This window comes from Enterobacter cloacae complex sp. AR_0002 (genome assembly GCF_001922365.1).
GTDB classification, from domain to species: Bacteria; Pseudomonadota; Gammaproteobacteria; order Enterobacterales; family Enterobacteriaceae; genus Enterobacter; species Enterobacter hormaechei_C.
Window position 1 is genome coordinate 1220925 of the sequence record NZ_CP018814.1, and the last position, 19629, is coordinate 1240553.

Genomic DNA, 19629 nt, shown 5'->3' on the forward strand with positions numbered 1-19629 from the left:
CGGGGGCGTTTCAAACACCATAAAAAGAGGTCAGGAAGAGGTATCTATGGATTTTAATCATATTGCGCGCGAGCTGATTCCGCTGCTCGGTGGCAAAGAGAACATTGCCAGCGCGGCACATTGCGCCACGCGCCTTCGTCTGGTGCTGGTCGATGATGCGCTTGCCGACCAGCAGGCTATCGGCAAGGTTGAAGGGGTGAAAGGCTGTTTTCGCAACGCCGGGCAGATGCAGGTGATCTTCGGCACCGGGGTGGTGAATAAGGTTTACGCCGCGTTTATTCAGGCGGCAGGAATTAGCGAGTCCAGTAAATCGGAAGCGGCGGATATTGCGGCCCGCAAGCTGAACCCGTTCCAGCGTATCGCGCGTCTGCTCTCCAACATCTTCGTGCCGATTATCCCGGCGATCGTGGCCTCGGGTCTGCTGATGGGCCTGCTGGGGATGGTTAAAACCTACGGCTGGGTTAATCCGGATAACGCGCTCTATATCATGCTGGATATGTGCAGCTCGGCGGCGTTTATTATTCTGCCGATCCTGATTGGCTTCACCGCCGCGCGGGAGTTTGGCGGCAACCCGTATCTGGGGGCAACGCTCGGCGGCATCCTGACTCATCCGGCGCTGACCAACGCCTGGGGCGTAGCGTCCGGCTTCCACACCATGAACTTCTTCGGTCTTGAAATCGCCATGATTGGCTATCAGGGAACCGTATTCCCGGTACTGCTGGCGGTGTGGTTTATGAGCATTGTGGAAAAACAGCTGCGCCGGGCAATACCGGATGCGTTAGATCTGATCCTGACGCCGTTCCTGACCGTCATTATCTCCGGCTTTATCGCGCTGTTGATTATTGGCCCGGCGGGACGCGCGCTGGGCGACGGGATCTCCTTCATTCTTAGCACCCTGATTGCCCACGCGGGCTGGCTGGCCGGGCTGTTGTTTGGTGGGCTCTATTCGGTGATTGTCATTACCGGCATTCACCACAGCTTCCACGCCATTGAAGCCGGACTGCTGGGTAATCCGTCGATTGGCGTTAACTTCCTGCTGCCGATCTGGGCGATGGCGAACGTGGCGCAGGGCGGGGCGTGTCTGGCGGTGTGGTTCAAAACCCGCGATGCTAAAATCAAAGCCATTACCTTACCGTCGGCGTTTTCCGCGATGCTGGGCATCACCGAAGCGGCAATTTTTGGCATCAACCTGCGTTTTGTGAAGCCGTTTATCGCGGCGCTGATCGGTGGTGCGGCGGGCGGTGCCTGGGTGGTGTCGGTGCATGTCTACATGACCGCCGTTGGCCTGACCGCGATTCCCGGTATGGCTATCGTTCAGGCCAGCTCGCTGCTCAACTATATTATCGGCATGGTGATTGCCTTTGGCGTGGCGTTCACCGTCTCTCTGCTGCTGAAATATAAGACGGACTCTGAATAATGACCTTACCTTCCCGCTGGCCTGCCGTGTTGCAGGCCGTGATGCAAGGCCAGCCGCGTGCGCTGGCGGACAGCCACTATCCGCAATGGCATCCCGCGCCGGTGACGGGGCTGATGAACGATCCGAACGGCTTTATCTGGTTTGCCGGACGCTATCATCTGTTTTATCAGTGGAACCCGCTGGGCTGCGATCATCGCTACAAGTGCTGGGGACACTGGAGCTCAGCAGATCTGGTGCACTGGCAGCACGAGCCAATGGCGCTGATGCCTGACGAAGAGTATGACCGCAACGGCTGTTACTCCGGCAGCGCCGTGGATAACAACGGCGTGCTGACCCTGTGCTATACCGGCAACGTTAAGTTTGACGATGGCGGCCGCACCGCCTGGCAGTGTCTGGCGGTGCAAAATGACGACGGCACGTTTGCCAAACTGGGACCGGTGTTGCCTCTGCCGGACGGGTATACCGGGCACGTCCGCGATCCGAAAGTGTGGCGCCATGACGGGCAGTGGTACATGGTGCTCGGGGCGCAGGATCGGTATAAGCGCGGCAAGGTGCTGCTGTTTACGTCAGCCGATTTACACACCTGGGCGCCCTGCGGCGAAATCGCCGGTCACGGCGTCAACGGACTCACGGACGCGGGCTATATGTGGGAGTGCCCGGATCTGTTTGCGCTTGATGGCACACACGTCTTGATCTGCTGCCCGCAGGGGCTGGCGCGCGAACCGCATCGCTATCTCAACACCTATCCGGCCGTCTGGATGAGCGGGGCCTTTGATTATCAAACGCCTGCATTTACGCACGGCGAGCTGCATGAGCTTGACGCCGGATTCGAATTTTACGCGCCGCAAACCACGGTGGCAGAAGATGGCCGCCGCCTCCTCATCGGCTGGATGGGCGTGCCGGACGGCGAAGAGATGCTCCAGCCTACGCGGGCGCACGGCTGGATCCACCAGATGACCTGTCCTCGCGAGCTGCGCTACCGCGACGGTAAGCTCTGGCAGACCCCGGTCCGTGAGCTGGAAACGCTGCGCGAGGATGAACACCACTGGCAGGGACGCGCCAGCGATGCCCCGGTGCTGGCGGGAGCGCGTCTTGAGTTCGAACTGAGCGCCTCGTGCGTGAACGTGGATTTTGCCGGCGCGTTGCGACTGATTGTGGATGATGCGGGGATCCGTCTGGAACGCGCCAGTCTGAAAACCGCAGACACGCTGACCCGCTACTGGCAGGGCACTGTTCATCATTTACGCGTGCTGTGTGACCGTTCCAGCGTCGAAATTTTCATCAATCACGGTGAAGGCGTCATGAGCAGCCGCTATTTTCCTGACCATCCGGCCCAGGTACGCTTCGAAGGTGCGTCCGACATCAAATTACGCTACTGGTCGCTGCGCAGCTGCATGATAGAATAGAGGTTTTGGCAGCCGGATCTAAGTCGTTGTGAGAAAAACAAAACGCGTCACCATTAAAGATATCGCGGAGCTCGCGGGGGTATCAAAAGCCACCGCCAGCCTGGTGCTGAACGGCCGCAGCAAAGAGCTTCGGGTGGCGGAGGAGACACGCGAGCGCGTGCTGGCGATTGCCAAAGAACATCATTATCAGCCCAGTATTCACGCCCGTTCGCTGCGAGACAACCGCAGCCACACCATTGGTCTGGTGGTGCCGGAAATCACCAACTACGGGTTTGCCGTTTTTTCTCATGAGCTGGAGACCCTCTGCCGCGAGGCGGGTGTTCAGCTGCTGATCTCCTGTAGCGATGAAAATCCGGGCCAGGAGACGGTGGTGGTCAATAACATGGTGGCCCGCCAGGTGGACGGGCTGATTGTCGCCTCCAGCATGCTCAACGACGCGGACTATCAAAAGCTGAGCGAACAGTTGCCCGTTGTGCTTTTTGACCGTCATATGAACGACAGTACTCTGCCGCTGGTCCTCACCGATTCAATTACCCCAACCGCCACACTGGTGGCCGACATCGCGCGCCAGCATCCGGATGAGTTCTACTTCCTCGGCGGCCAGCCGCGGCTTTCCCCGACGCGTGACCGTCTGGAAGGGTTTAAGCAGGGGCTGCGTGACGCTGGCGTCGAGTTACGTCCGGAGTGGATCATTCATGGTAATTACCATCCGAGCTCCGGCTACGAAATGTTTGCCGAGCTTTGCGCACGCCTGGGCCGCCCGCCAAAAGCCCTTTTTACCGCCGCCTGCGGTCTGCTGGAAGGGGTGTTGCGCTATATGGGGCAACATAATCTGCTGCAAAGCGATATGCGTCTGGCCAGCTTTGACGATCACTATCTCTATGATTCTCTGACCATTCCTGTCGATACCGTTCGTCAGGATAACCGCCAGCTCGCCTGGCATTGCTTTGATCTGATTGGCAAACTGATTGAAGGGGAAACGCCGGAGCCGATCCAGCGTAAGCTGGATGCCACCCTGCAACGGCGATACAAGGCCGTAGAGTGACAGGGTAACGTCTGAGGGTGACATCAATAACTTTAATTAATTAAAGATTGGATTCAGCCGATAACCAAAGGGAAATTATATCCCTGAGGTGTGTTATGTCGTTGAAAAAATCATCCCTGATTATCCTGTTTTCCCTGCTTTTCTTCTTTGTGGCCAGCACTATCACCAGCGTTGGGCTCATCATTAAAAGTAATACTTCGCTGGATAATGTGAACAAAGAAATTCAGGTGGTTCTGTCCATTATTGATCCCATTAACCACAGCCGAACCCTGCGCGTCAGGGTTATGGAGTATGTGAAAATGGTGGAAGCGGGGGACGCTACCGACCCGTCTGCGAAACTGGCCTCGGTTAAAGAGGCGCTGACCAAAGCCGATAGTGCATTTTCGGCGTTTATTGCCTCGCCGCGTTTGCCGGACGAAGCCCCACTGGTCACTGCCTACCAGGAGGCGTGGCAAAACTACCGTAACCAGGGACTGGCACCGCTGATTGCCGCTGCCGCCGCTCACGATGTGTCGCGGTTCAACGCTCTTATTCCCGTGGTGTCTCAACTCGATCGCCAATATGAAATTGTGCTCGATCAGGTTCTCTCCGTTCACCAGAAGTACGCCAAAACGCTGAACGAGGATGCGAGCCATAATTTTGTGTCGGGTCTGGTTATTATCGCCAGCATTGCGGTGCTATTCGTGGTGGTGATCTTCGCCGTCAGCCTGCTGATGAAACGCGTGGTCTTTGCGCCGGTGAACCTGGCGCGCGAGCACTGTCGCCAGATTGCGGCCGGGAAGCTGGACGTACCGGTACCGATCAAGCGTGATTCCGGGAATGAAATCGATCACCTGATGTCCTCAATGGAGCAGATGCGCCAGGCGCTGCTCTCCACCATTTCTCAGGTGCGCGATGCCAGCCACACTGTGACGCATGCGGCGCAGGAAATTGCCTCCGGCAATATCGACCTGGCCTCCCGTACCGAGCAACAGGCTTCGGCCCTGACCCAGACGGCCGCCAGCATGGAAGAGCTGAGCGCGACGGTGGCGAATAACACCGACAACGTTTTCCAGGCCGGTAAGCTGGTGCAGGATGCCGTGAAAAATGCCCATACCGGTGAAGCGGTAACCCGTGAAGTCATCGAAACGATGAATACTATCGCGTCCAATTCGAAGCGTATTGAGGACATCACCAGCGTCATCAACAGCATTGCTTTCCAGACTAATATTCTGGCGCTAAACGCGGCCGTTGAAGCGGCGCGTGCTGGCGCGCAGGGGCGAGGATTTGCCGTGGTAGCAAGTGAAGTGCGCACACTGGCCCAGAAAAGCGCGGTGGCGGCGAAAGATATCGAAAGCCTTATCGCCCAGTCTGTTTCCAGCGTGAAAAACGGTGCACAACTGGTGAATCGTTCGGGAGAGGTGATTGATTCTATTATCAGCTCTGTGAATAAAGTGCATACGCTGATGGAACAGATTTCGGTTGCCTCAGAAGAGCAGAGCCGCGGGATTGGTCAGGTTGGGCAGGCCGTAACGGAGATGGACGGTGTGACCCAGCAGAACGCGGCGCTGGTGCAGCAATCCGCCGCCGCCGCGGCCTCGCTGGAGGAGCAGGCGCAGCAGCTGTCCCAGAGTATCTCGAGCTTTAGTTTGCCTGCTACGGCGTGATGTTCAGAGAGGCTCCTGAGGGAGCCTTTTTAATGTCTGCATGTAGCCGCTGCACAATCTCCTTCAGCCATTACTGTTATCCGTACAAAGCCGCTATCACATAAATTTTATCTTTCCCCGGCAATATTTCTGTTCCTCATCCGTCTACCTCATCAGAGACCATAATCATTCAATATAAACGAGGTACACATGAGAAATTTTGATATGCACGGAAAAGGTCACGGGCGTGGTTTGGGCCGCCATCGTATGGGTAAGGGCATCGTGATTGGCACAGTCCTGTTCGTGGTGCTTGGCCTGCTGGTCATGTCCCTGTGGAACGCGTTGCTCCCGGCCATCCTGGGGGTTAAAGCCATTGGCTTCTGGCAGGCGCTGGGGATCCTGCTGCTGAGCCGCATTCTTTTCGGTGGGCTGGGTTTCCGTCCGGGCATGTTCGGTGCGCACCGCCGTATGCACGAACAATGGATGAATATGAGCCCCGAACAACGTGAGGCCTTCATTCAGCAGCGTCGGGCGGGATTTGGGCGCCACGGTCATTGCCGGTGGCACGATGGCCGGGATGAAAAGCGAGATGATAACGGTGCAAAAGCGCCGGAAGCCGAGTGAGCGATATGAAAGCCGGTGAGGCGGGGGAATCATTACTGATCTCGGCACTCAATGCCTGCCGCACGCGGCTAAAAGCCTTCATTCGCGGAAGGACTGCGGTTCGTGATGATGTCGATGATATTCTTCAGGAAGTGACCTGGCAGTTGATGAAAGTGGAACAACCGGTCGAGAACGTCGCCGCCTGGCTGTTTCGCGCCGCACGAAATGAGATGATCGACCGGGCGCGAAAAAAGCACGAGGTTTCACTGCCGGGGTACCTGACAGCAGTTGACGAGGACTTTCCGGAGCAGGAGATTGCAGAAACGTTATTCGGCGTACCGCAAACGCCGGAAGAGGAGTATCTCAACATGCTGCTATGGGAAGAGTTGGGGCAAGCCCTGTCGGAACTGCCGCCACCTCAGCGCGAGGTGTTTGAAAAAACGGAATTTGAGGGCTACAGCATGAAGGTGCTGGCAGAGGAAACAGGCGACAGTGTGCAGGCGTTATTATCCCGTAAACACAAAGCTGTGCGATTTTTGCGTAGTCGCCTCAAGGATATTTATGAAGCGTTGACAGGGCAATAAACTTCGACCACTCTGAAAAACAATATCTTAGAGGGGGCGTTATGCTTCAACGGTTAGCAAAGAAAAAGGTGCTGTTACTCTCTGCTCTGATGGTTTCGGGGCTGGTCAGGGCAGAGGAGTCGCTTCCGGATGTGGTGAAGCACTTCAGTGAACAGCAGGACATCAAGATCATTAAGAAAATTGACGCACCCGGCGGCGCGCCAGCGTGGCTGGGGCAATATCAGGACATGGGCGTGACGCTCTTTCTGACCCCTGACGGAAAGCACGTCGTGTCTGGCTATCTGTATGATGAGAAGGGAACCAACCTCAGCGAGGCCTTTTTCCAGAAAGAGATCTACGCCCCGATGGGCCGCGAGATGTGGAAAAAGCTCAATGCGGCGCATCCCCTGAAGGAGGGCGCGGAGAGTGCCCCGCGCAAAGTCTTCGTCTTTGCCGACCCGTTCTGCCCGTACTGCAAGCAGTTCTGGGCTGAAGCGCAGCCGTGGGTGAAGGCTGGCAAGGTCCAGCTCAACACGCTGCTGGTTGCGTTTCTTAACCCGAACAGCGGGCGTAACGCCTCCGCGATCCTGAATGCGAAAGATCCGGTGTCGGCCTGGAAAGCGTACGAGCTGTCCGGCGGTAAAAAGCTGCCGAAACCTGAAGCTGCGGCTTCCCGGGAAACCGTTGAGATCCTGCAAAATCACCAGACGCTCATGGACAGTCTTGGCGCGAATGCCACACCGGCTATTTATTACCTGAATGAGCAAAACGAACTGCAACAGGTCGTGGGTATGCCAGACGCAAAACAGCTTGAGGCAATGTTCGGACCGAAGCCGTAAAAAGAAAGGCAGAAACAGGACGTTTCTGCCTTTTTTCAGTCAACTACCCCAGCGTCCCCGAAGGTAATTTACTGCTTCCTGCGTCTGCGGCTGGTTAAGATAGTCTTCACGGAACAGGATGGTGCCCTTAACGTCTGGCAGTGAATCATTGAGGTCGAGCTGTTTTTTCAGCTCCGGTACGCCGCCGTTCACCGTCCAGTCCGGTTCGTTTCTGGAAGGCGCGCCCACTTTGTAGAACGCGATCCCGATATACAGACGGGTGTGGGTCGGTTTCACCACGTCAGCCCACCATTTTGTCAGCACATCGTAACGTGCCGCGTCGCGGGCGAAGGGCCAGTAGATCTGCGGCGCAATGTAATCCAGTAATCCCTGCTGTACCCATTTGCGCGTGTCAGCGTAGGATTCATCATAGGCTGCGGCGCCGCGCGTGTCCGAGCCTGCCGGGTCGAAGGAGCGATTGCGCCAGACCCCCGCCGGGCTGACGCCAAATTCGACCTCAGGTTTAGCCTGCTTGATCGCCCTGGAGACCTGCACAATCAACTGCTGCGTATTGTGTCGACGCCAGTCCGCTTTTGACGCAAATCCTTCGCCATAGCGCCTGAAGGTCCAGGCATCATTCAGGGGGGAGCCCGGCGTCTCGGTGTAAAAATAGTCATCGAACTGAACGCCGTCGACAGGGTAATGATTTACCACTTCCATCACCACCTGGGGTATCCAGTCCCGCACCTCGGGAATGCCCGGGTCGAGAACAAAACGATCCCCCGAGGTGCGGATCCACTCCGGATGCAGGACGTACACGCTCGAAGGATGAAGCGACGAGGTGCGGTTAAGCGCGGCGATGGTCGACGGCTTCGTGTTGGTGGAAACGCGGTATGGGTTAAACCAGGCATGAACCTTCATCCCACGCTTGTGCGCTTCATCCAGCATAAACTGAAGCGGATCGTAACCGGGATCTTCCCCGATAGTCCCCGTCAGGGTATCTGACCAGGGCAGTATTTTAGAAGCCCACAGCGCCGTACTGTCCGGTTTTACCTGAAAGAAGACGGTGTTGATCCCAAGATTTTTCAGCTTATCGAGCTTGTCCGTCAGCGCCCGCTGTTGCTGGGCGATGCGCTGGTCCGCGCTACGGCCATTCACCGATGAAACGGGAGGCCAGTCGAGACGGGAGACGGTCGCCAGCCAGATCCCGCGCATGGGTTCGTTAGTCTGCTGTACAGGTTTCGCCTGCGGCAGCGGGGTTACGAGTGATTTAGGTGGTTTGGAAGTGCAACTTACCAGTAAAAGCGCGCAGCCAAGCAGCGCGCCAGTCCGTTTTACGTGTCGCATCATTTGCGTGTTAGCTCCTGGGTGTCCGGCTATCCGTCCAGGGATTAAACGCCGGTTCGTCCTGCTCCCCGTTACCGTCATCGTGAAGGGAGTCGAGGTAGAGGGCTTCAACTTCCGCCCGCGCCCATGGGGTGCGGCGCAGGAACTTCAGACTCGATTTAACACTCGGGTCCTTGCGAAAACAGTTGATTTTGATTCGGTTGCCCAGTTCATTCCAGCCATATCGCGCAAGCAGCGCGTTAACCTGCATTTCGAGCGTTACGCCATGCAAAGGATCGTTGGAAACATGTGCTGTCATAGGCGTCCGGTAGTCTCATTTTTTATGGGGATGTGATAAACGCTCAAAGGTTACAAGAAAGCAGGGGACGCGGCAATTTCAGCGTGAGGTTCTTCACCCGTGAAGGGTGAAGAAGATTTTCCGGTTAACGCTATTTTTTAAACAGTTCAGGTGCCCACGGCGTTGGGTCTACCTCCATAAAGGGCGCACGCTCAAAGCGGGACTTCAGCGCCCAGGGCACCGTACAGTCGAAAATCGTTTTGCAGGTGATCCCGTTGCCACGAATGGAGGGGCTGTAGTCCGGCGCCTGAGACGGATCGAGCTGGTGTCCGCGGATCCCCGGCAGATGGGTGATGCTGACATCGCCCTGCATACGGGTCGTCATCGCCCACAAGATGTCGTCGCTGTCGAAAATATCCACATCTTCGTCGACGAGAATAATGTTTTTAAGCTCGGAATAGGTGGCTAACGCAATGAGAGCCGCCTGACCCTGACGCCCTTCGTCAGAGGGCTGGCGTTTTTTCACCTGCAATATGCCAAGGAACTTGCCGCCGCCAGCGGTATGCGCATAGACGTTTTGCAGAAAACCGGGAATGGCTTCTTCCACCGCATTACGGATGCTGGCCTCCGTTGGCAAACCGGCCAGCGTGGTGTGCTCTTCGCCCGGTCCTACCAGGGTTTGCAGGATCGCCTGATGACGCATCGTGACGGCCTTCACTTTGATTACCGGTAAGGAGGGGTTAGCCTCCCCGCAGTAGCCGGGAAATTCCGGCATCGCGTGCCCGGTGTGGGTATGCTGATCTTCTTCTACGCGCACGCCCGGCAGCAGTTCGCCTTCGATGATAATTTCCGCACGCGCAATCGCTTTTTCATTTACGGCCACACCCTGCACCAGCTCGACGGGGGTCTGACGTAACGCACCGGCGACACCCAGTTCGTTGTAGCCGAAGGGCGTGGTAGGGGCTTCGAAACAGGCGCCAATATAGATAGCGGGATCGAGACCCATATTGATCGTGACCGGCAACGGTTTACCCGCCTCCTCGGCTTTCTTACGGAACACTTCAATATGGCGGCCCGCGGCAAGAAACATGGAGAGCTCATCGCGCTCCTGAACGCAGAGACGGTGAATAGTGACATCGGTCAGTGAGGCATCTTCCGGATCACTTGCCAGCACCAGCCCCAGACAGAAGAACGGACCGGCATCTATCGGCGTGTTGGTCGGTGCCGGAAGCAATTTACGCAGATCGAAGTCCGGATTGTCGGCATAAAACACCTGTTCCTGACACGGCGCCTGGGCCGCCGGGACGACAACGGGAGCAATCGGGTTTTTCACGGCCTGGCCGACATGTTTTGCCAGTTCAGAGGGTTCGCAGCCCAACAGGAGCGCCGCCCGCTCGCGGCTGGCGTGCATTCCGACCAGAATACGGGAGTCGGGGTATCCCTTAATAGCGTTAAACATCATCGCCGGGCCAATGCGCGTCGGACGTTTTACCGTGCCGCCAGCACCAATATGCCGGTACACACCCGCCAGCTCCGCGTCAGGATCGACCGGATGGCTGGTTTCAAGGTATTGACCTTCATGGCGTTTTAGCAGTTCGATAGCACTTCTGAGATCGTTGATGTGGTTTTCCATATTTTTCCCCCCTCGGATGAATGCATCCATTCTTAACCGGACGAAGAGGGCTATCAATTGCATCATTTATGCTATTTTAATATGAATTTTATTATCAATAATAAAGGCATGGTATGCAGTTTCGACTGATGCGCAATTTTATCGTGGTGGCGGAAGAGCTTCACATGCATCGAGCGGCGGAGCGCCTTAACATGGCGCAGCCCGCGCTGAGTCAGCAGATAAAAACGCTTGAAGATCGTCTGGGGGTAATGCTCTTTAGCCGGGCGAATCGTCGCCTGACGCTGACGCCAGCCGGTGAGGCGTTTCTCAGTAAAGCCAGAGTCGCGATTTTAATGACCGATCAGGCGATTCTGGATGCCAGACAGACGGCCAGAGGAGAACAGGGCGTGCTGAATCTCGGATGTGTTTCAAGTGCGATATTCGACAGTAAGCTGCCCGCCGCGCTGCGGCTTTTACATGAGAAATGGCCCGCCATCAGCCTTTCCATGATGACGGGAAATGTGCAAACCCTTTATACCGGCGTGCAAAGCAACCAGCTGGATGTGGCCATTATTCGTGCCCCGTTACCGCTGCTGCCTGACGATCTGCAAAGCCGTCCTTTCACAACGGAAAAAGCCGTGCTGGCCTTACCTCGTCAACACGGCCTGGCGGGCTCCGCCGCGCTTACGCTTGCGTCGGTGAAAGAGGAGAAGTGGATCGCCCTGCGCGACCCGGAGGGGATGGGGCTGGAGCAATATTTCTATGATGCCTGCCACAGCGCGGGCATACAGCCTGACGTTGTGCAAAATGCCACCGATGTCCCCACGGTGATAAGCCTCGTCTCGGCAGGGTTTGGCATCGCCATGCTGCCGGCTTCAGCGAAGGCGATATGCGTACAAAACGTCGTCTTTGTGAATATTCTTGACCGACTCCGGGAGAGCGAGCTGACGCTGGTTTGCCACCGGATTATTCGCTCTGAGGTGCTGAAAAAATTGATGAGTATCCTCGATCATACCTGACGTCCGGCGGCCTGAAGAAGCTGTTCTCGCAGCCAGCGGTTAGCCGGATCCTGGCTGTTTTTCGGGTGCCAGTACATACCGATGACGATCGGTGGGAGATCCAGCGGCGGCGGAAAAATATCAAGCGTTTGCGTAAACCGTAGCAACATGCGTCTGGGTAAGGTGCAGAGCAAATCGGTACCGGCAACAATCGCAGGCGCCATCGCATAGCTTTGCGTCGACATCACTACGTTACGCTGGTGGCCAAGCCCCGCCAGATGCTGATCGACAAAGCCCGCGAACGGGTCGCCCTCGGATGAAACCACCAGGTGGGAAAGGCTACAATAGCTATCCAGATCCATCGGACTCGTACCGCGCGGATGGCCTTTTCGCTGGGCTGTGGCATATTCATCGTCAAACAGCTTGCGTCTGACCCATGCATCGTGCGCCACCGCGTTAACGCCGACATAAATATCCACATTGCCATTTTCCATCTGCGCTGGCAGCAGTTGGGTTTCCGGGAGCGCAAAACGCAGGCGGATACCTGGCGCCGCACTGCTAATCTGATTCTGCAACTCTGCCCCCAGCATCAGCGCCGGGTTCTCGTGCAGGGCAATCACAAAGGTGCGGTTGCTGTTCTGCGCGTTAAACGTGGTGGGTTCAAGCATCGCCGATATACCCTGCAAAACCGTCGCGACCTGCGGCCTTAACCCCTCGGCGCGCGGCGTCGGTAACACCCCACGTCCGTGTGGGGAAGGGACAAACAGCGGCTCACCAAACAACACGCGCAGGCGCGCAAGGCGGCCAGACATCGCCGGCTGGCTGATGCCCAGCCGCGCGGCGGCATGGGTGATATTCTGGTCCCTGAGTAACGCATCCAGCGTCAGGATCAGGTCCATATCCATATCGGAGGGGGACATCTTATTTTGCGTCACGGTTGGTATAGGTCACCGGAACCCACGCGTAGCCGTCCCGCTCACCTTTCGTCACATAGCCGATCCCGGGGAAAGGCAGATGTGGCGCCGCAATCAGCGCTTTATTTTTCACAAACTCAGCGAAAGCAGCGTTGCGCACCCGGGCGGCGCCGTCCTGATCCTCATCGTAAGCAATCGTCACGTTGGGCTGTGGGAACTGAACCGCGGCAACGTGAATGATGTCGCCGACAAAAGTCATTTTTTCACCTTTGCTCTCCAGCGTGTAGAACGCGGAGCCTGGAGTGTGACCCGGGTGAACCGTACCGCTGATGCCCGGCAGAAGCTGTTCCGTGCCGGAGAAGGTCGTCACTTTTCCGGCATCCAGATAGGGCTTTAAGGTCTTGTGCGCGACGTCGAAGTAGTTCTGGTCATAGCCAGACTTTTTCTGGTTCTCGTCGTTAAAGAAGAAATCGATATCCGGTTTGCCGACATACACCTGCGCGCGGGTAAACACGCGCTGACCGTCTTTAACCAGGCCGCCAGCGTGATCGGAGTGCGCATGGGTGATCAGAATATCGGTAATATCTTCGGGTTTGATGCCCTGGGTCGCCAGGCTCTCAATCAGCCGCCCGCCTTTGCCGGGGCCAAACAGCTGACCGGAACCGGTATCCACCAGAATTTTGTGGCCGGGGATGGCGATATAGAACGCGTTAATCGACGCTTCCACCGGATTGGCCTGGAAGTTTTTAGCCAGTAACGCATCGGTATTTTCCGCCGTCGTCCGGCGCAGTAAGGCGTGCAGATCCTGCGGCACGCTGCCGTCCGTAAAGGCGGTGACAATCGTATCGCCAACCTGAACGCTGTAGCCGCCAGCCTGCTGTTTCACCACATGCTGCGGAACGCTGGCCACCGCGTGGATAGCGGGAAAGAATAAAACCGAACCGGCCAACAGGGTTGATATCGCAAGTTTTTTCACAGTAAACATGATGGGCTCCTCAATAGTAAGTTCATCATAGTTCAACTGCGATTTTTGAGAACCGCCGGGAAGTGAATGTGACCTATCCATGGAATGGATAGGTCTGAGAGGATGCTTTACAGCACGCCGGTACCGCCGTCAGAGCACCACACTTGCCCGGAGGCGTATGAGCAGGTATCGGAGGCAAACAATACATACAGCGGTGCGATTTCAACCGGCTGGCCCGGTCTGCCCAGGGGCGTATCTTCCCCGAACTTCTGAACTTTGGACTGCGGCTGGCCGCCGCTGGACTGAAGAGGCGTCCAGTATGGACCTGGCGCGACGGCATTCACCCGAATTCCACGCGGTCCCAGCTGCTGGGCCAGAGACTTGGTAAAGGCTACGTTACAGGCTTTGGTCTGCGCATAGTCCACCAGGATCGCGCTCGGTTTAAACGCCTGAACGGAAGTGGTGTTAATGATCACGGCGCCTTCCTGCAAATGGCGTAGCGCAGCTTTGGTGATCCAGAAGGGGGCATAGACGTTGGTCTTAAACGTCGCGTCAAAATCTGCCGTGGTGAGATCGTCGATAGATTCACAGTACTGCTGGCGTCCGGCGTTATTCACCAGAATATCCAGGCCGCCCAGTTCGGCAACGGCTTTTTCCACCAGCGTGTCGCAGAACGACTCCACGCGAATGTCGCCCGGAATGGCGACCGCTTTACGGCCTTCAGCCTGAATCAGCGCAATGACCGATGCCGCATCGGACTCCTCTTCCGGCAGATAGCCAATAGCGACATCTGCGCCTTCACGGGCATAGGCGATCGCTACCGCGCGACCAATTCCGGAATCACCGCCGGTAATCAGCGCTTTTTTTCCTGCCAGTTTTCCTGACCCGATATAACTTGTTTCACCATGATCCGGTATTGGCTTCATTTCCGATGCCAGCCCGGGGGCCCTTTGCGGTTGTTCAGCAAACGGTGGACGAGGGTAATGCAGCGTGTGATTATTTCCTGTAGACATACCGGCCTCCTTAATAGTGAATTCCAAGATTAGTCGTTAATTAAACGTAAGCGGGCAAAATTGACAAATTCAGACAAATCTATCTTCCGGTAGCGGATATAAAATATTTTCTCAAGCCAGCATGTAATACCAGAAAAGGGCGACCTCATCTTTTTCCGGCAGGGCGTTGTAAAGGTAGCGATCGTAACCGCCGAGAATAAACCCATAGTGACGATAAAAAAGACAGGCAGAAACATTAACGTTCTGCGTCTCCAGCCGTAACCCGGGCGCATTGAGGCTTCGCGCCCAGACGTGGGTGGCGGACATCAGCTTGTGCGCCGCGCCCGTACGACGCTTTGAACGCTCCACGGCAATGTAATCCACCGATATAAATTTATTCCAGTTGCAGGACGCGGTAATAAAACCGGCGATTTCACCGTCATCCGTTTCGGCGATAAGAAATATTGAATCCGGATTAACACAATGATTTTCCAGCGTCTGGAGATCCAGTTCATAGGTTTTAAGATAAGGTTCGGTCAGCGCCTCGATATGCAAATCACCATTGAGAAAAGGCTCTCTGGCAATCTCATCGACCGTAAAAGAAAAATCACAGCATTCAAGACGGGCAAGGTCGGTGCTTAATCCTTTTCGAATATGCATAGTATTCCTTAAGTGGGAGTTATAAATAGATAATAGACGAAGCGGCATACTCTGCTGGCATAACACTCTGTAGATCCTGGTCTAAGCTTGTATTTCGTTCCGCGTAAAATGTGGTCATTCGAGGACAATGAATGGAATTCAGAACATGTCGCAGGCACTGGGGTGCTGAGTTTATTTCCGATGACGTTGTACGTTTTCGCGTCTGGGCAGAAGGGCAAAAAGATCTCACGTTGCGTTTAACCGATACCGACATTCCCATGGCGGCGGTGGGCGACGGCTGGTTTCAGATTGACGTGCCCGGCATCAGGCACGGTACGACGTATCAGTTTGTTTTACAGGATGGAATGGCGGTGCCGGACCCGGCCTCGCGCGCGCAGCAGGCTGACGTCAATGGCCCGTCGGTGGTGATCGACCCGCGTCGCAGCCTGCCCGCTCAGCGCGAATGGCAAGGACGACCGTGGGAAGAGACGGTGATCTACGAGCTGCATATCGGCACCTTCACCGGGGAAGGAACCTTCAGGGCGGCCATCGACAAACTGCCTTATCTGGCCGAACTGGGTATTACGCAACTGGAAGTGATGCCCGTGTCCCAGTTCGGGGGCGCGCGCGGATGGGGGTATGACGGTGTACTGCTGTATGCCCCGCACTCGGCTTATGGTACACCGGATGATTTTCATGCCTTCATTGATGCCGCCCACGCGCTCGGGCTTTCCGTGGTGCTGGATATCGTACTCAACCACTTTGGCCCGGAAGGGAATTACCTGCCGTTGCTCTCGCCGGCGTTTTTCCATCAGGATCGTATGACCCCGTGGGGCAACGGTATTGCCTATGAGGTTGAAGCTGTCCGGCAGTACATCGCTGAGGCGCCGTTATTCTGGCTCTCGGAGTATCATCTTGACGGTCTGCGCTTCGACGCCATCGACCAGATCCATGACGACGCTGAGACCCATATTCTTCCCGAGATAGCGCAACGGATCCGCGACGCCTTTCCGGATCGGCATATCCATCTGACCACCGAAGACAGTCGCAACGTGATTTTCCTGCATCCGCGTGATGAGCATGGTCAGACGCCGCTTTTCACCGCCGAATGGAATGATGATTTTCACAACGCCGCGCATGTCTTCGCGACGGGAGAATCACACGCCTACTATCAGGATTTTGCCTTTGAGCCGGAGAAAAAACTGGCGCGGGCGCTGGCAGAAGGCTTTGTCTACCAGGGAGAAATCTCGCTTCAGACCGGAAAATCGCGCGGGGTAGAGTGTCGCGAGCAACCCCCACAGTTTTTTGTCGATTTTATTCAAAATCACGACCAGGTCGGCAACCGTGCCCAGGGGGAGAGGCTTATCTCTCTGGCTGGGGCGGATAAAACGCGCGTGCTGTTCGCGGCGCTGCTCCTGTCGCCCCATATTCCGCTGCTGTTTATGGGCGAGGAGTATGGCGAAACGCATCCGTTCCTCTTTTTCACCGACTTCCACGGCGACCTGGCGAAAGCGGTGCGGGAAGGGCGCGCGAAAGAGTTTACCGGCCATGCCGGGCACGATGAAACCGTACCGGACCCCAATGACGTAAATACCTTTATGCGGTCGAAGCTTGACTGGAACAAGGCAGACACGGAGGAAGGCAGGGCGTGGCTGCACGTCACGCGCGAGCTGATTGTGCTGCGTCAGCGCTTTATCGTCCCGTTACTGAAACAGCGGGGCACCGTGGAGGGTAACGTCCTGCAAACGGCGCTCGGCATGGTTGCCGTGAGCTGGCGTTTTCCGTCCGGCACGTTGTCGCTGGCGTTGAATATCGGCAAAAAGCCGCTCGCCTTACCGGACCTGCCCGGAAAAACGATCTTTAGCTGGCCGGAGGCAGTCGAAAACCTGCCGCCGAACAGCATTGTTGTTCGCTTTGCTGATGGAGAAGCAGCGCTATGATCCCTTCCTCTACTTACCGAATTCAGTTTCGCAACGGCATGACCTTTGACCGCGTTGCAGACCTGATTCCGTATATGAAAGACCTCGGTATCAGCCATCTTTACGCGTCGCCTGTTTTCACCGCAACCACGAATTCCACCCACGGCTATGACGTGACCGACCCCAACGAAATTGACCCGGCGATTGGCGGGCGGGAAGGGTTTGACCGCATGGCGGCGGCGCTGAAACAGGCGGGGATGGGGCTGATTCTGGATATCGTTCCTAACCATATGTCGACCTCGCTGGAAAACCGCTGGTGGCGCGATGTTATCGAACATGGCGGGCAGAGCCGCTATGCGGCGTATTTTGATATCGACTGGTCCCGACCGCTGACGTTGCCGTTTCTTGGCGACACCTTTGAAGCCGAGCTGGAGCGGGGGACTATCACCTTAAAACGTGACAGTGTCACAAACAGCGCAGCGCTGGTTTACTATGATACCGCCTATCCGCTTAATCCCGGCACGTATGCCGAAGGCAAGAGCATCGCTGAGATCCACGAGGCGCAAAGCTGGCGGCTGATGTCCTGGCGTGAAGCGCCGAAACAGCTTTCATGGCGTCGCTTTTTTGAAATCACCGGGCTGGTCGGCGTGCGGGTAGAGGATGAGGCGGTATTCGCAGATACGCACCACCTGATCCTTGAGCTTGTCCACGCCGGGGTTGTCGACGGCCTGCGCATTGACCATGTGGACGGGCTTGCCGATCCGCTGGGCTATTTGCAGCGACTGCGTGCGGCTACCGGACCGGATTGCTACATCACGGTGGAAAAAATCCTCGCCAAAGGGGAACAGCTTCCTCCGGAGTGGCCCATCTCAGGTACTACGGGTTATGAGTTTATCGCCTCCCTGGCGGAAGTGCTGGTGGATGATACCAACCTCTCGCGGCTGGAGATGCTCTACGACGAGACGCTGGGTACGACCGTGGACAGGCAGGCGGAACTTCGCAACGCCAAAGGGCTGATGACCGATCGTAATTTTGAGGGTGAATTTACCACGTTGCTCAAAATAGCCAGCGAGCTGGCCGGGCATAACGGCGCCGAAGTGGAGCATGATGATATCCGCCATGCCCTGCGTGAGCTGCTTATCGCGTTTCCGGTGTATCGCACCTACGGCACCGCTGAGGGACTGACGCCACCGGATGTGGCGCTGCTCAGCCGTGTGGTCGCCAGCGTCAACGCCTCTGAACCCGCTCTGAGCCTGATCGTGCGTATTCTTACCGGCGATCTGCCGGAGCATGACCACGCGCTGGCCTCGCTTTTCCGCACCCGTTTTCAGCAACTGACCGGGCCGCTGATGGCAAAATCGGTAGAGGATACGCTGTTCTTCCGCCATAACCTGGAGCTGGCCCTGAACGAAGTCGGCGCCGACCCGACGCCGCGCGCGTTTTCACTTTCCCGTTTTCATCAGGAAATGCGCATTCGTCTTGCCCGCCAGCCCGATGCGCTGCTGGGAACCTCCACCCACGACACCAAACGCGGCGAGGATGCACGAGCTCGTCTCTATACGCTGACGGAAGCGCCAGATCTGTGGGGAGAAAATCTGGCGCGCTGGCGGCAGATGAACCAGACGCAGGTCCGATTCCTCAACGATGGCACCGCGCCGAACGCCGCCGACACCTGGATGATCTTCCAGGCGCTGGCGGGCGTCTGGCCAGCAACCCTGTCGCCTGAGGATCGTGATGGCCTTAAGTCACTGGAAGAGCGTTTCCTCGGCTTTATCGAGAAAGCCCTGCGCGAGGCCAAGCAGCGTACCGACTGGATCGACAGCAACGAAGGTTACGAGAGCGTGGTCCTGGACTACGTGCGCCATCTGCTTTCCCCGGATAACACCCTGTTCCTGCGTGATTTCAGTGCCGCACTCCAGCCGTTTATTCGGGCTGGGTTAATGAACAGCCTGAGCCAGACGGTGATCAAGCTGACTGCGCCTGGCGTACCAGACATCTACCAGGGCAGCGAGGGGCTTAACTTCAGCCTCGTCGACCCGGATAACCGCCGCGAACCGGATTTCGCCGCACTGGCGGAAAACCTCAGCGTAGCGGATGGCACCGTTTTTAACGATGCGCAACGCTGGCGAGACGGCAGCGTGAAGCAGTACGTTACCGCCACGCTGTTACGGCTTCGGCCACATTACCCCGCACTTTTCCGCTACGGCGACTGGCTGCCGCTGAAGGTAACCGGTGAGCGGGAGGAGAATCTGATCGTTTATGCCCGCATAAAAGATGACGAGGCGCTGATCGTCGCCGTGCCGCGTCTGGTGTTTGACGTCACCGACAATGCGTTGCTGTGGGCCAACACTATCGTGGCCATACCCCAGGAGTTGGCCGGGAAGCACTACCGGGATCTGTTTACCGGTGAGCGTCGCCTTCTGCCAGAGACGCTGGATTTAACGTCTGAAAAGGGATGTTTGTTGGTTCTGCTTACCTGGGACTAATCGA

The 19629-nt window shown here is 56.7% G+C and carries 17 protein-coding genes; 10 read left to right on the top strand and 7 right to left on the bottom strand.

The annotated features are described in order from the left end of the window. Positions 1 to 46: 46 nt before the first annotated feature. The 7 genes from AM329_RS06065 to dsbG all read left to right on the top strand — a co-directional run bounded on the left by AM329_RS06065 (position 47) and on the right by dsbG (position 7498). Entirely contained in the window at positions 47 to 1417 is a 1371-nt protein-coding gene (locus AM329_RS06065; RefSeq protein ID WP_032609238.1) for a sucrose-specific PTS transporter subunit IIBC, read from the top strand. After that, positions 1417 to 2823: a sucrose-6-phosphate hydrolase gene (locus tag AM329_RS06070; protein ID WP_032666361.1), complete on the top strand. Its 1407-nt coding sequence runs from the start codon at positions 1417 to 1419 to the stop codon at positions 2821 to 2823. The genes AM329_RS06065 and AM329_RS06070 overlap by 1 nt, the downstream gene beginning before the upstream one ends. A 28-nt stretch (positions 2824 to 2851) precedes the next feature. Continuing rightward, a complete protein-coding gene (locus tag AM329_RS06075; RefSeq protein ID WP_003857087.1) occupies positions 2852 to 3868 on the top strand; it encodes a LacI family DNA-binding transcriptional regulator in 1017 nt (338 codons plus the stop codon). A 95-nt stretch (positions 3869 to 3963) separates the two neighbouring features. After that, positions 3964 to 5514, top strand: coding sequence for a methyl-accepting chemotaxis protein (locus AM329_RS06080; protein ID WP_032609235.1), 1551 nt, complete (start codon positions 3964 to 3966; stop codon positions 5512 to 5514). Between the two features lie 189 nt (positions 5515 to 5703). Beyond that, on the top strand, positions 5704 to 6117 hold the full coding sequence (locus AM329_RS06085; RefSeq protein WP_032609233.1) for a hypothetical protein: 414 nt from the start codon (positions 5704 to 5706) through the stop codon (positions 6115 to 6117). A 5-nt stretch (positions 6118 to 6122) separates the two neighbouring features. Next, entirely contained in the window at positions 6123 to 6680 is a 558-nt protein-coding gene (locus AM329_RS06090) for an RNA polymerase sigma factor (protein WP_192828563.1), read from the top strand. Positions 6681 to 6721: 41 nt separating this feature from the next. Beyond that, on the top strand, positions 6722 to 7498 hold the full coding sequence (dsbG, locus tag AM329_RS06095; protein ID WP_032609230.1) for a thiol:disulfide interchange protein DsbG: 777 nt from the start codon (positions 6722 to 6724) through the stop codon (positions 7496 to 7498). Between the two features lie 39 nt (positions 7499 to 7537). On the opposite strand, the gene AM329_RS06100 is transcribed toward dsbG, so the two are convergent. From AM329_RS06100 to AM329_RS06110, 3 genes are all read right to left on the bottom strand, one after another. Then, entirely contained in the window at positions 7538 to 8827 is a 1290-nt protein-coding gene (locus AM329_RS06100) for a glycoside hydrolase family 10 protein (protein ID WP_032609229.1), read from the bottom strand. Between the two features lie 7 nt (positions 8828 to 8834). Beyond that, a complete protein-coding gene (locus tag AM329_RS06105) occupies positions 8835 to 9122 on the bottom strand; it encodes a VF530 family DNA-binding protein (RefSeq protein WP_032609228.1) in 288 nt (95 codons plus the stop codon). 130 nt (positions 9123 to 9252) lie between these two features. Beyond that, on the bottom strand, positions 9253 to 10734 hold the full coding sequence (locus tag AM329_RS06110; protein WP_032609227.1) for a UbiD family decarboxylase: 1482 nt from the start codon (positions 10732 to 10734) through the stop codon (positions 9253 to 9255). 113 nt (positions 10735 to 10847) lie between these two features. Between AM329_RS06110 and AM329_RS06115 the strand changes: the two genes are divergently transcribed. Then, positions 10848 to 11732, top strand: coding sequence for a LysR substrate-binding domain-containing protein (locus tag AM329_RS06115; RefSeq protein ID WP_032609226.1), 885 nt, complete (start codon positions 10848 to 10850; stop codon positions 11730 to 11732). Here AM329_RS06115 and AM329_RS06120 read toward each other — a convergent pair. From AM329_RS06120 to AM329_RS06135, 4 genes are all read right to left on the bottom strand, one after another. Beyond that, on the bottom strand, positions 11723 to 12631 hold the full coding sequence (locus tag AM329_RS06120) for a LysR family transcriptional regulator (RefSeq protein WP_032609225.1): 909 nt from the start codon (positions 12629 to 12631) through the stop codon (positions 11723 to 11725). The two genes, AM329_RS06115 and AM329_RS06120, sit on opposite strands and share 10 nt — an antisense overlap. 1 nt (position 12632) lies before the next feature. Next, the gene (locus AM329_RS06125) at positions 12633 to 13610 is read right to left on the bottom strand and encodes an MBL fold metallo-hydrolase (RefSeq protein WP_023324665.1); all 978 of its coding nucleotides are present in this window, start codon (positions 13608 to 13610) and stop codon (positions 12633 to 12635) included. Positions 13611 to 13717: 107 nt separating this feature from the next. Then, positions 13718 to 14602 (bottom strand): SDR family oxidoreductase, encoded by an 885-nt coding sequence (locus AM329_RS06130; protein WP_022651207.1) that lies wholly within the window; start codon positions 14600 to 14602, stop codon positions 13718 to 13720. A gap of 111 nt (positions 14603 to 14713) precedes the next feature. Continuing rightward, complete coding sequence (locus AM329_RS06135; protein ID WP_003857109.1) at positions 14714 to 15241, bottom strand: GNAT family N-acetyltransferase; 528 nt, start codon at positions 15239 to 15241, stop codon at positions 14714 to 14716. A 131-nt stretch (positions 15242 to 15372) separates the two neighbouring features. Between AM329_RS06135 and treZ the strand changes: the two genes are divergently transcribed. Together treZ and treY are read left to right on the top strand one after the other, a co-directional pair. Continuing rightward, a complete protein-coding gene (gene treZ, locus AM329_RS06140) occupies positions 15373 to 17160 on the top strand; it encodes a malto-oligosyltrehalose trehalohydrolase (protein ID WP_032609224.1) in 1788 nt (595 codons plus the stop codon). Beyond that, entirely contained in the window at positions 17157 to 19625 is a 2469-nt protein-coding gene (gene treY / locus AM329_RS06145; RefSeq protein ID WP_039264708.1) for a malto-oligosyltrehalose synthase, read from the top strand. The genes treZ and treY overlap by 4 nt, the downstream gene beginning before the upstream one ends. Positions 19626 to 19629 lie beyond the last annotated feature (4 nt).